The 12,891-nt window shown below is 63.1% G+C and carries 11 protein-coding genes; 3 read left to right on the forward strand and 8 right to left on the reverse strand.

Annotated features, from left to right (window positions below; translation table 11 throughout):
* Positions 1-4: 4 nt before the first annotated feature.
* A complete protein-coding gene (locus AKL25_RS06950; RefSeq protein WP_050476900.1) occupies positions 5-1,039 on the forward strand; it encodes a diguanylate cyclase in 1,035 nt (344 codons plus the stop codon).
* A gap of 107 nt (positions 1,040-1,146) precedes the next feature.
* Here the strand turns inward: AKL25_RS06950 and AKL25_RS06955 are convergent, their stop codons facing one another.
* From AKL25_RS06955 to AKL25_RS06985, 7 genes are all read right to left on the reverse strand, one after another.
* Complete coding sequence (locus AKL25_RS06955; RefSeq protein WP_050476901.1) at positions 1,147-2,796, reverse strand: fatty acid--CoA ligase; 1,650 nt, start codon at positions 2,794-2,796, stop codon at positions 1,147-1,149.
* A 134-nt stretch (positions 2,797-2,930) separates the two neighbouring features.
* Positions 2,931-3,200, reverse strand: coding sequence for a copper-binding protein (locus AKL25_RS06960; protein ID WP_240475673.1), 270 nt, complete (start codon positions 3,198-3,200; stop codon positions 2,931-2,933).
* Between the two features lie 115 nt (positions 3,201-3,315).
* Positions 3,316-3,846 (reverse strand): cupredoxin domain-containing protein, encoded by a 531-nt coding sequence (locus AKL25_RS06965; protein WP_050476902.1) that lies wholly within the window; start codon positions 3,844-3,846, stop codon positions 3,316-3,318.
* A 13-nt stretch (positions 3,847-3,859) separates the two neighbouring features.
* The gene (locus tag AKL25_RS06970) at positions 3,860-5,251 is read right to left on the reverse strand and encodes a multicopper oxidase family protein (RefSeq protein WP_050476903.1); all 1,392 of its coding nucleotides are present in this window, start codon (positions 5,249-5,251) and stop codon (positions 3,860-3,862) included.
* On the reverse strand, positions 5,244-6,632 hold the full coding sequence (locus AKL25_RS06975) for a TolC family protein (protein WP_050476904.1): 1,389 nt from the start codon (positions 6,630-6,632) through the stop codon (positions 5,244-5,246). Before AKL25_RS06975 ends, AKL25_RS06970 begins: the two co-directional genes overlap by 8 nt.
* A gap of 111 nt (positions 6,633-6,743) precedes the next feature.
* A complete protein-coding gene (locus AKL25_RS06980) occupies positions 6,744-7,184 on the reverse strand; it encodes a hypothetical protein (protein ID WP_050476905.1) in 441 nt (146 codons plus the stop codon).
* Positions 7,185-7,219: 35 nt separating this feature from the next.
* A complete protein-coding gene (locus tag AKL25_RS06985) occupies positions 7,220-8,461 on the reverse strand; it encodes a citrate synthase (RefSeq protein ID WP_050476906.1) in 1,242 nt (413 codons plus the stop codon).
* A gap of 115 nt (positions 8,462-8,576) precedes the next feature.
* Here AKL25_RS06985 and AKL25_RS06990 point away from each other — a divergent pair, with 115 nt between their 5' ends.
* On the forward strand, positions 8,577-9,977 hold the full coding sequence (locus tag AKL25_RS06990; RefSeq protein ID WP_050476907.1) for a CoA transferase: 1,401 nt from the start codon (positions 8,577-8,579) through the stop codon (positions 9,975-9,977).
* A gap of 6 nt (positions 9,978-9,983) precedes the next feature.
* Here the strand turns inward: AKL25_RS06990 and AKL25_RS06995 are convergent, their stop codons facing one another.
* Entirely contained in the window at positions 9,984-12,263 is a 2,280-nt protein-coding gene (locus tag AKL25_RS06995; RefSeq protein ID WP_050476908.1) for a heavy metal translocating P-type ATPase, read from the reverse strand.
* Between the two features lie 121 nt (positions 12,264-12,384).
* On the opposite strand from AKL25_RS06995, the gene cadR reads away from it, so the two are divergent.
* On the forward strand, positions 12,385-12,837 hold the full coding sequence (gene cadR / locus AKL25_RS07000) for a Cd(II)/Pb(II)-responsive transcriptional regulator (protein ID WP_050476909.1): 453 nt from the start codon (positions 12,385-12,387) through the stop codon (positions 12,835-12,837).
* Positions 12,838-12,891: the final 54 nt, after the last annotated feature.

Genomic DNA, 12,891 nt, shown 5'->3' on the forward strand with positions numbered 1-12,891 from the left:
CAACATGGAGTCTCCGACTCTCAACCATAACGACGACAGCGAGCTGGGCATACAGCTGCCGTCGGCGGATTACAAGATCATGGTGTTGCTGGTGGACGATCAGGCCATGGTCGGCGAAGCCATTCGCCGCGCCTTGCTGAGCGAATCCGACATCGACTTCCACTATTGCCCGCGCGCCGAAGATGCCGTGCGCGTCGCCGAGAAAACCCAGCCCACCGTGATCTTGCAAGATCTGGTCATGCCCGGCGTCGACGGCCTCACGCTGGTCAAGCAGTACCGTTCCAATCCGCTGACCATGGACATCCCCATCATCGTGCTGTCGAGCAAGGAAGATGCGCTGGTCAAGCGCGACGCCTTCGCCACCGGCGTCAACGACTACATGGTGAAGCTGCCGGACACGATCGAGCTGATTGCGCGCATTCGCTACCATTCGCGTTCGTACAATAATCAGCTGCAACGCGATGCCGCTTACCGCGCACTGCGCGAGAGCCAGCAGCAATTGCAGAAGACCAATTTCGAACTGCAGCGCCTGACCAATACCGACGGCCTGACCGGCATCGCCAACCGCCGCTATTTCGACGACTATCTCAACGCTGAGTGGAAGCGCGCCAAGCGCGTGCAGCAAGAGATTTCGCTGCTGATCATCGACGTCGACAACTTCAAGCTGTACAACGACAACTATGGCCACGTCGCCGGCGACCAGGTGCTCAAGAGCGTGGCGCGCGCCATGGAAGCGAGCGCGGTGCGCTCATCCGATCTGAGCGCGCGTTTCGGCGGCGAAGAATTTACCGTGATTTTGCCGAGTACGGATGACGCCGGCGCGATCGCCGCGGGAGAAAAATTGCGCGAGATGGTGGAAGCGCTGCACATCGGTCATGCCCATTCCACCACCGGCGAATGGCTGACCGTGAGCGTCGGCGTGGCGACGATGATTCCGAAAGACGAGCAGACCCAGAGCGATCTGATCCGCCTGGCCGACAAACGTCTTTACAAGGCCAAACAGCAAGGCAAGAATCGCGTGATCTCAACGGGCGACTGAAAGCCGCTTAGCGTGTCTTCACGCTGCACTCGCTGCAATAACTGAAACGCCTGCGACAGGATCCTTGCATGGATTCCATCGCAGGCGTTTTTTATCGAGGTGGATTGTTAGCCGGGATATTGCTCGCGCATCACGCGCTTGTTGAGTTTGCCGACGCTGGTGCGGGCAAGCTCGCTGACAAACTCGATGCGGTCCGGCACGCCGTATTTCGAGATCACGCCGTCTTCGGCCGCCGCCAGCACCAGCTTGCGAATGTCGTCGACGCTGACTTCCGCGGCCTGGCCGGCCTTGAGCACCACCAGCGCCACCGGGCGTTCGCCCCATTTGGCGTCCTTGATGCCGATGACGGCCGTTTCCGCCACGGCCGGATGGCGCGCGATGATCTCTTCGATTTCCAGCGAGGACACCCATTCGCCGCCGGTCTTGATCACATCCTTGATGCGGTCGGTCACCTGCAGGTAGCCGCGCCGGTCGATGTTGCCGATGTCCTGCGTATGCAGCCAGCCGCCTTCCCACAGATCTTTCGACGCGTCCGGATTGTGCAGGTAGCCCTGCGTCAGCCACGGGGCGCGCACCACGACTTCGCCGGTGCTCTTGCCGTCGTGCGGGCAATCGTTCATCTCGCCGTCGACCGTGCGCAAGGCCACCAGCGGCAGCGGGCGGCCGGTCTTTACGCGTGTGGCGACGTCCTGCTCCGTACCGAGTTCTGCGGTCGGCACGTGCGCCAGCGACAGGATGGGGCAGGTCTCCGACATGCCGTAACCGGTGAACACGTCGATGCCGCGCTCGCGCGCCGTCTGCGCCAGCGCGCTGGTCATGGCGGAGCCGCCGATGATCATCTTCCATTGCGACAGATCGATATCCTTCGCGGCGGGCGCGCTCAGCACCATGTGCAGGATGGTCGGCACGCAATGCGAGAAGGTGACTTTTTCGGTGGCGATCAGTTTCAGGATGGTGTCGGGTACATAGCGGCCGGGATAGACCTGCTTGAGTCCGGCCATGGTCGCCACATACGGCAAGCCCCAGGCGTGCACGTGGAACATCGGCGTCAGCGGCATGTAGACGTCGTCGCGATGCAGGCGTCCCTGTTGCGGCGCCAGCGCAAGTCCTGCGGTCACGGCCAGCGTGTGCAGCACCAGTTGGCGGTGGCTGAAGTAGACGCCCTTGGGCATGCCGGTGGTGCCGGTTGTGTAGAAAGTGGTGGCGCGTGCGTTTTCGTTGAAGTCGGGGAAATCGCACTTGGGCGAGGCCTGCGCCAGCAAGTCTTCATATTCGCCGGCAAAGCCGGGGCCGCGCGGCGCAGGCGTGCCGTCATCGGTGATCAGCACGCAGCGCGTGAGCGTGGTCAGTTCGCCGCGGATCTGCTTGAGCACCGGCATGAAGTCCGAATTGACCAGCAGCACGTCGGCCTGCGCGTGGTTCAGCGTATAGGCGATCTGTTCCGGCGACAGGCGCACGTTGACGGTTTGCAGCACGTAGCCGAGCATCGGGATGGCGAAGAAGCATTCCAGATAGCGGTGGCTGTCCCAGTCCATCACGGCGACCGTATTGCCGGGCTGCAGGCCCAGTTCGCGCAGCATGTTGCCCAGGCGCTGGATGCGTTCGTACAGGTCGGTATAAGTATGGCGGCGCTGGTTGGCGATGCCGTAGACGATTTCCTGATCGGGCGCAGTCGCCAGCGAGGAGTGGAGCAACTGCTTGATCAGCAGCGGGTAGCCGTAGGCCTCGGGCGTGGTGTCGATGATGTGGGCGCTCATGGGGTCTCCTGTCGTTGTTGTAAGAACGCGTTCACGATCAGATCGCGAACGCGTTCCGCGGGACGGGAGCGATGGCCTGCTTCCCGTCCTCATGTTCAGTTGACTGATGATAGCCCGGTTTGCTGTCGCCAGTCTTACTTCGCAGGAACAAGTTCGATGCTGGTGACGGTCAGCGCGCCGTTGTTTTTCTCCGCGGTGAAGAGCACCTGGTCGCCGGCCTTGACCTTGCCCAGCATGTCCGGCGATGCAACCCGGAACACCATGGTCATGCCCGGCATGTCCAGGTTGGGAATCTCGCCGTGACGGATGGTGATCTTGCCGGCATCGGTATCGACCTTGCGGATTTCACCGCTGACTTTGGGGGCAGCGTTGCTCTGCGCGGCGGCGGGCATTTCGTGGTGCATGGCATCCGTTTTCATTTCTTGCGCAGCGGCGGGCAGGACCGGTGAAAGCGCTGCAAGCAACATGCTGCTGACGATGATGTATTTCATATTTTCCTCTCTGATTGGCGAATCGGTATCAGTGCTTGTGTAGACCCTCGGCGGCCACCACGGTGACGCTGCCTTTCATGCCGGCGTCGTAGTGGCCCGGTTGCAGGCAGGCGAAATTGACGGTGCCGGCCTGCGTGAACTGCCAGATCAGTTCGCCGCTCTTGCCTGGCGCCAGGCTGATCTGGTTGTCGTCGGCGTGTTCCATTTCCGGATTTTTCAACATCGCGGCGTAGTGCGCCTTCAATTGCGTTTCGGTGCCGAAGACCAGTTCATGTCTGAACTTGCCGCTGTTGCTGACGACGAAGCGTATCGTGTCGCCGGCTTTCACTTTCAATGTCTCCGGCGTGAAGCGCATGTTGTCGCGCATGTCGACCTTGATGGTGCGCGTGACCTTGCCGGCGGCGCCGGGCTGGCCGAATACGTCGTCGGCGTGTTCAGCATGTCCGGCGTGTTCAGCGTGGTGAGGCGGCATGCTTGCCATGTTTTGCGCGGCGGCATGGAATGCGGCTGCGGCCAGCACGGCAGCAATGAAAAGATTTTTGGTCTGTACAGGTTTCATGGTTTTTCCTTGGTCAGTGTTGATGATTACGCCGGATTACGGTGACGGCGTCGCCGTCCGCGCCGGTTTTTTTATCGGGTGCGGAAGCCGCCGGTTGTTCGGCGCCGCGCCATTCGTAGGCGACCGAGCCGGGCGGCGCTTTGTACCAGCCGGGGTCGCGGTAATCGTTGCGGGCCAGGTTTTTGCGCACCTTGACCACGCTGAACATACCGCCCATCTCCAGCGATCCGTATGGGCCGCTGCCGCCCATCATGGGCAGCGTGTTGACAGGCAGCGGCATTTCCATCTCGCCCATGGAGCCGCCTTTGTCGCCCATCGCCATGTAGTCGGGGATGAGCCGGTTGATCTTTTTCGCCAGGTCGCGCTGGTCGACGCCGATCATGGTCGGCACGTTGTGGCCCATGGCGTTCATGGTGTGGTGCGCCTTGTGGCAATGCAGCGCCCAGTCGCCTTCTTCCGTCGCGTCGAATTCGATGGCGCGCATCTGGCCCACCGCAACGTCGGCGCTGACTTCGGGCCAGCGTGAAGCAGGCGGCGTCCAGCCGCCGTCGGTGCCGGTGACGACGAATTCATGACCGTGCAGGTGGATGGGATGGTTGGTCATCGTCAGGTTGCCGACGCGGATGCGCACGCGGTCGTTTTGCCGCACCGGCAGCGGATCGATGCCGGGGAAGGCGCGGCTGTTCCAGGTCCACAGGTTGAAGTCGAGCATGGTGTTGACCTTGGGCGTGGCGGCGCCGGGATCGATGTCGTAGGCGTTGAGCAGGAACACGAAATCGCGATCCACGCGCATGAAGTCAGGATTTTTTGGATGCGTGATCCAGAAGCCCATCATGCCCATCGCCATCTGCACCATTTCGTCGGCATGGGGGTGATACATGAAGGTGCCCGCGCGCCGCGCCGTGAATTCGTAGACGAAGGTCTTGCCCGGCGGGATGCCCGGCTGCGTCAGCCCGGCGACGCCGTCCATGCCGTTGGGCAGGCGTTGGCCGTGCCAGTGCACCGAGGTGTGTTCCGGCAGCTTGTTGGTGACGAAGATGCGCACCCGGTCGCCTTCCACGACTTCAATCGTCGGGCCGGGACTCTGCCCGTTATAGCCCCACAGATTGGCTTTCATGCCCGGTGCGATTTCGCGCACCACCGGCTCGGCGACGAGGTGGAATTCCTTGACGCCGTTGTTCATGCGCCAAGGCAGCGACCAGCCGTTGAGCGTGACGACGGGATGAAAGGGACGGCCGTTGGGCGGCACCGGCGGCGCTTGCGTGCCGGCGCTGTGTTGCGTGGCTGCTTCCGGCAGCGAGGCGGCGCCGATGCGCGTGACGGCGGTGGCGCCGACGGCTCCCACGGCGAGTGCAGAGCCTTGCAGGAAGGCGCGTCGGCTAAATGTGTTGGTGGAATCAGTCATGGATTTTTCCTTCAGTCTGGTTCTGCACCGATGTCGGCCCGCCCAGCGCCAGTTGCAAATCGCTGTCGGCGATCCAGTAGTCGCGCGCGGCATCAATAGCGGCGTTGACGGCATTGGCTTGTTCGCGCGCGTCGGCCAGCAGTTCGAACACGCTTGCCAGCATGCCGTTGTAGCGCAGCAGGTATTCGTCGGAGATGCGCTTGCGCAGCGGCACGACTTCATCCTGGTATTGGCGCGCCAGTAGGTAGGCATGCTGCTGCACAGCATAGGCGCTGCGCACTTCCGATTGCGCCTGCACGGCGCTGGCGGCGAGACGATGCACTGCCTGCATGTAGATCGCCTCGGCCTTGGCGATCCGTGCGCCGCCCCAGTCGAACAAGGGGATTTCGATGCCGGCCTGGTAACCGATCTCGGCCGGCTTGCTGCTTTCCGCATTGCGCACGTAGCCGAGATCGAGCACGTTGACGAAGCGCGTGGCTTTGGTCAGGCCGAGCGAGCTTTGCAGCGCGGCGACTTCCAGCCTGGCCGATTGCACGTCGAGACGTTGCTCCATCGCGATTTGCTCGACGTTGTCGAGCGTGACGGCGTTTTTCGGCAAATCGGGCAGGCGAGCCGGTAGCTGCAAGGCGCCGTCCTGCTTGCGCAGGCCGAGCAAACGCATGAGGCTCTCGTTCTCTTGCACGGCTTGCGTGCGGGCGCGCGTCAGCTGCGCAGACGTCTCCAGATAAAAGGCCTGTTCGCGCGCGGCGTCCAGTTGCGAGAAATTGCCTTGCTTGGCCATGCGTGCGGCCAGTTCATGTGCGACTTCAGCGGCCTGGCGCACCTGCTCCTGATAGCGCACGCTCTGGGTTGCAGCGATGCTTTGGTAGTAGGCTTTGCGCGTCATCGCGGCGGTGCGCAGCATGGCGTCGGTGAGCTTCAGTTTGGTCTGCCGGAAGCGGCGCGCTTCGATGCGGGAAGCCGCCGGCATGGTCAGCAAGTTCATCACTGAAAACGTCAGGCTGCGCTCGATCTTGATGTCGTCGCCGGTGTGCGTGCGGCCGAAACTGAAGCCGGGATTGGGCAGTCGTCCGGCTTGCACCAGATCCGCTTCGGCAATGCCGAGCTCGCTGTAGGACGCTTGCAGTTCGCGATTGTGGAGCAAGGCGATCTGCACGGCGTCGTCGACGCTGAGCGGCTTGGCCAGCATGGCGCGCACGCGTTGCGCGACATCGTCGACATCCTGTTCGGAGCGGCTCCAGCCGGTTTGTTTGTTCAGCCGCTGCTGTGCGGCCTGGTTGACGGCGTCAAAACCGCCGTCGTCGCTGAAGCTCGCACAGCCGCTCAGCACAAGGGCGAGCAGCGGCGGCGCGAGTTTGCGCAATGGGGGAAATGCATTCATGTAAGCCTCGTGCAAACGAAGTGTTCACCGGCGGGAAGTGCAATGCCGGAACGGTTGCAGGAAGCTGCGGGCGGCGCATGCGAACGTGCTCCGCTCAGGCAGCTTCAGCGATTACACGGGCAGTGAAGGGGGCCGTTCGGGATTTTCCGGCGTATAGCCGACGAAGCCATGTTGAACCATGGCGACATGGATGTCTGCCGCGACGGGCAGGTTGATGAGCTTGTCCAGCGCCAGCGGCAGGATGGCGCCGATGGTGCAGACGCTGCAGGAGCTGCACGAAGCGGCGGACGCCTTGTGCAGATGTGGCATGGCGTGATCGGTGGCGGGGCCGGTGTCGGCCTGCGCTCTCATGTTCGTGTCGTGCATGCTGTGCATCGCATGCATGCCATGGGCAGAGTGTTCGTCCATGGAGAAGGCGGGCGCCGCTGCTTCATGGATTGCCGGCGTCTGCGGCGAGGTCGCGCAACCCATCTGCAGCGCGGCAGCGAATCCCTGAACGGGAATCGCAAAGGCCAGCAGCCAGAGCAGGAAGATTTTTACGCGCGAAGTCATGAGCAATAGTGTAGCACCGCTTGAAAATGGACTCGTTATTTTACGAGGATCGTTTCGAAATTCGTTGCAAGATTCGTGACGGGCACTATCGGACGTGGTCCGGTATAAGCCGCACGCGGCCGGATCAGTTCGCCGCTGGCGCGTTGCTCAAGCGCTTGTGCGATCCAGCCCATGCCGCGTCCCAGTGCAAACAGGCCGAACGCCGCACCGACCGGCAGTTGCAGATGGCGCCGCACCGCGACCAGGGCAAAGTCGACCGAGGGATGATGGCCGATCAACGCGTATGCCGCCTTGATCATCTCTTGCCATGCAGGATGCTGCGGGAGGATGTCGTCGAGCAAGGCGATCGCGCGCACGTCGCCGCCGGGATACAGGTGATGGCCGAAGCCCGGCAGGTCTTCGCCGCGCGCCAGCCGTTGTTGCATCTTGTCGGCAATCAGTGCGCCGTCGTTTTGTGCGCCTATCTCATCGAACATGGCTTCGCCGCGCGCCGTCGTGCCACCGTGTTTGCCGCCGGTGAGCGCCGCCAGTCCGGCAATCACCGAAGCGCGCAGACTGGTGCCGGTGGAAGCCACACAGCGCGCCGTGAAGCTGGAGGCGTTGAGCTCGTGATCGGCGCACAGCACCAGCGCCATGCGCACCAGCGCGGCGCCTTGCGCGTCGAGCTTCCAGGCTTTGGCGCATTGTTCGTGGATAGGCGCCGCACTCGGCCGCGTGCCGAGCAGGCTGGCGGCGAGCAGGCGCATGAGTGCGCCGCAGCCTTCGGCCATGCGCTCCGGCGAGCTTTGCCAGGCGGCGGTGGCGGCGTCGTCGCTGGCGATGGTGAACAGGGGCAGCAGCGATTCTTCGGCGCGGCGTCCGGCGAAGTGTCTGAGCATGCCGGCATAGGCGGCATGGACCGGCACATCGCGGGCCGCGAAGGCTTGCGTCGCATCGCAATTCCACAGCAGGGCGGCGACGTCTTCCACGCTGTGTGTCGCGGCGAGGGCGACGGCGTCATGGCCGCGATAGTAGAGCCGGCCGTCTTCGATCAGCGTGATGCCCGACTCCAGCACCGGCAAGCCCCAACTGAGCGTGGCCTTGGCGACTTCTTTCGGTTTGCGGCCGCGCGTGCGCTGGGTCGCGAGGCGTTTGACTTCTTCTTCGAGATAACGGCTCTCGCGCACCTTGTTGTCGGTCTGGGCAGTCAGCAGGCCGCGGCTGACATAGGCGTACAAGGTCTGGCGCGACACGCCGAGCGCAGCGGCGGCTTCGGCGGAACTCAGGTAAGCAGGCATGGTGTCGACAGAAAAATGAAGAGTTTATGTTGATTAATTTAATCAATATTGACAATTAAAGCCAGCGGAATATGCTTCAGCCATCGTCACTTATTTTCATGATGCGAGGTCCGGTATGTCCACTTTGTCTGCTGTTTCCGAAGCAAGCGCGCGCGGTTTCCTGCGCGACATCTGGCTGGCCGCCAAGGGCGAGCCGCATCATCTTGAACAGGTGCAACTGATCGGCAGCGGCAGCCTGCCGTCGATTTTTGCCGTCACCGATCTGGCCGTGGGAGCCATCGCCGCCGCCGGTCTTGCCGTGGCCGAACTGATAGAGGCGGCCGGCAGCGATGCCGCCGACGTGCAAGCCGATCGCCGGCTGGCCTCTTTCTGGTTCGGCACCTCATTGCGGCCGCAGGGCTGGGAAGCGCCGGCCTTGTGGGATGCGGTGGCCGGCGATTATCAGGCAGCGGACGGCTGGATCCGCCTGCATACCAACGCGCCGCATCATCGTGCTGCGGCATTGACGGTGTTGGATGCAACGGTCGATCGCGCGGCAGTTGCAGCAGCAGTGGCCGGGTGGTCAGCGCAAGAGCTGGAGACCGCCGTGGTCGCCCAGGGCGGCTGCGCGGCGGCCATGCGCACGATGGATCAGTGGCGCGTGCATCCGCAAGGCGCAGCGGTCAGCAGCGAGCCCTTGCTGCACATCGCAGAGGGACCGGCGGCGCCGCAGCCCGACTGGCGTGTCGGCAAACAACGTCCCCTGCAAGGCATCCGCGTGCTGGATCTGACGCGCGTGCTGGCGGGGCCGACGGCGACGCGTTTCATGGCCGGTTTCGGGGCCGACGTGTTGCGCATCGATCCTGCCAGTTGGGACGAGCCCGGCGTGGTGCCGGATATGGTGCCGGGCAAGCGCTGTGCGCGGCTCGATCTGCGTAGCTCGCTGGGGCAGGAAATCTTTACGCAATTGCTGGCGCAGGCCGACGTGCTGGTGCACGGCTACCGTTCGGATGCCCTGGCCGGCATGGGCTTCGATGTGGAAAACCGTCGTCGCATCAATCCGGCGCTGGTCGACGTCAGTCTCGATGCCTACGGCTGGAGCGGACCGTGGAAGACGCGTCGCGGTTTCGACAGCCTGGTGCAGATGAGCAGCGGCATCGCCGAAGCGGGCATGCGCCAACTCGGACGCGACAAGCCGACGCCGCTGCCGGTGCAGGCGCTCGACCATGCGACCGGTTACCTGATGGCGACGGCGGCGATACGCGGACTGACGCAAAGACTGAAGAGCGGCAAGGGCGTGGAAGTGCGTACTTCGCTGGCGCGCATGGCGCAGTTGCTGGCGACGGGATCGGGGCAGCAGGTCGATGCCGTGCTCGCGCCTGAAAACAAGGACGATCTGGCGCCGGCGATCGAGCAGACATTCTGGGGGCCGGCGCAACGCCTGCGCGGTGCGGTGACGGTTGGCGGCGCAGGTGGTGCAGCCATGGCGTGGGACCGTCCGGCTGCGCCGCTGGGTTCGGCGCAACCGGCGTGGTAGGCAGCGTTAGAGCGAGCGCACCAGGCGCAGGCCGTTGAAGACCACGATCAGGCTGGCGCCCATGTCGGCGAACACCGCCATCCACAGCGAGCTTTCGCCGGCCAAGGCCAGCACCAGGAAAACCGCCTTGATGCCGAGCGCAATCGTGATGTTTTGCATCAGCACGCGATGGGTCTTTTTGCTCAGGCGGATGAAGTCGGGAATCTTGCGCAGGTCGTCGTCCATCAGCGCGACGTCGGCGGTTTCCAGCGCGGTATCGGTGCCGGCCGCGCCCATGGCGAAACCGATCTGCGCGCGCGCCAGCGCCGGGGCGTCGTTGATGCCGTCGCCGACCATGCCGACGTAGCCGTGTTTGGCGATCATGTCGCCGACGGCGTCGAGTTTGTCGTCCGGCAGTTGATCGCCGCGCGCATCGTCGAGTTGCACGACATCGGCGATGGCGCGTGCGGTATGCGCATTGTCGCCGGTCAGCATGGTGACGCTGACGCCGAGTTTCTTCAGTTGCGCAATGGCGTCGCGGCTGCTGTCGCGCACTGTGTCGGCAACCGCCAGCAGCAGTTGCGCCTGGCCGTCGCGGCACAGGATGGTGGTGGTCTTGCCTTGTTTTTCCAACGCCAGCAAACGTTCTTCCAATGCCGGGCTGCACATGCCGAGTTCATGCACCAGGCGATGATTGCCGAGATAAAAGGCGCTGTCGCCGATGCGGCCTTGCACGCCGCGTCCGGTCAGGGCTGCAAAGTCGCTGACGTCTTCTGCCGCCGCACCGGCTTGCTGCGTTTTCCAGTGTATTTTCCAGTACTCTGCAATCGCGGCCGACACCGGATGGTCGGAACGCAGCGCCAGGCTGGCTGCATGTGTCAGCAGACTGGCTTCATCGCCGTCCGACAAGCGTTGCACGTCGGTGACCACCGGCTTGCCGTGCGTGATGGTGCCGGTCTTGTCGAGCGCCAGCGCCTTGAGCAGCCGGCCTTGTTCCAGATACACGCCGCCCTTGATCAGGATGCCGTGGCGCGCCGCCGCGGCCAGTCCGCTGACGATGGTCACCGGCGTGGAAATCACCAGCGCGCAAGGGCAGGCGATCACCAGCAGCACCAGCGCCTTGTACAGCCACGGATAGAAGGGCGCGCTCAACAGCAGCGGCGGCAACACCGCCACCAGCACGGCCACCGCCACTACGGCAGGGATGTAGTAGCGCGCGAACTGATCGACAAAGCGCTGCGTCGGCGCGCGCTGGCCTTGCGCCTGCTGCACGCTCTTGACGATGCGCGACAGCGTCGATTCGCTCTGCACGGCGGTCACGCGATAGTCGAAGGCGCTGTTGCCGTTGACGGTGCCGGCAAACACCTGATCGCCGGCTTGCTTGGCGACCGGCATGCTCTCGCCGGTGATCGGCGCCTGATTGATTGACGGTTGTCCTTGCGTGACGATGCCGTCGAGCGGAATACGCTCGCCGGGCTTGACGCGCACTTCCGTATCGATCGCCACCTGTTTGGCGGGGACGCCGGTCCAGACGCCATCCTGCAAGACTGTCGCTTCATCTGGCGACATGGCCATCAATCCCGCGATGGCGTTGCGGGCGCGATCCAGCGACAGCGATTCGATCATTTCCGCCAGCGTGAACAGCACGATCACTACCGCTGCCTCAGGCCACTGGCCGATGATCGCCGCACCGATGACGGCCAGCGACATGAGAAAGTTCATGTTCAGCGACAGATGACGTAGCGCGATCCAGCCTTTTTTCAGCGTGTCGACGCCGCCGACGGCGATTGCAAACAGCGCCAGCGCGATGACGGTCAGCGAGCGGTCGTTGCCGGTGTTCCAGGCCACGACTTCGGAAGCCAGCGCGGCGACGGCGGCGACGCCGACCATGATCCATTTGCGTGCCGGGATGGCGTAGGATGCGCTGTGATCGTCACCGTCGGCGCCGGCAGTGGCGTCCAACGTATCGCTCTTGACCTTGGGCAGCATGTCGAGCGCGGCGAGCGTGGTCACGATGGGTTCCACCGAGGGCAGGCGATGCTGCACCGTCAGCTCGCGCTGGATCAGGTTGAACTGCATCGCGGCGATGCCGTCCATATGGGAGAGGCGTTCGCGGATCAGCTTTTCCTCGGTCGGGCAATCCATCTTCTGGATGAAGAAGACGGCTTCTTCGGCGTCTTTCAGGCCGGCCGGTTTGGTGTTGTCGGCGGTGGACATGGCTGCGCCATGATCATGCGCGTGAGCGTGCTCATGATTGTGCTTATTGCTGTGATTATGTCCGTGATCGTGATGACTGCAATTCGACATGCGTGCTCCTGACAAGCAATATATTGGGGCTTGCTGTATATTAAAAACCCTGAAGCAGCTACAGGGTCAAGCCTTTAATAACCCTGCTTTTAGCCGGGTTTCATTTTTGAGGGAGTAGGCAATGGACAGCTTGAAGATAGGCGAACTGGCGGCGCGCACCGATTGTCCGGTGGAAACCATCCGCTATTACGAGCGCGAGGCTTTGTTGCCGGAGCCGACCCGTTCGCAGGGCAATTACCGCCTGTACGGCGACAGCCACGTTGAGCGCCTGCAATTCATCCGCCACTGCCGTTCGCTCGACATGACGCTCGACGAGGTGCGCAGCCTGCTGCAATTTCGCGATGCGCCGGAAGACAACTGCGGAGAGGTCAACGCCTTGCTCGACAAGCACATCGGCCATGTCGCGCAGCGCATCAGTGAGTTGAAGAAATTGCAAACGCAATTGAAGGGATTGCGCGCGCAATGCGACAGCGCACAGGCGGTCAAGGATTGCGGCATCTTGCAGGGATTGGCCAACATGGGCGACGACAGCAAGCCGGTGAATCTGGGCAGCCACGGCAGCGGCTGTCATTAAGTAACTTTTCTCTGTTTTTTTCGACGAACGCTCGCGGTCGGACATTTTCTAACA

The sequence above is a fragment of the Herbaspirillum rhizosphaerae genome, from assembly GCF_001189965.1.
Lineage (GTDB): Bacteria > Pseudomonadota > Gammaproteobacteria > Burkholderiales > Burkholderiaceae_D > Herbaspirillum > Herbaspirillum rhizosphaerae.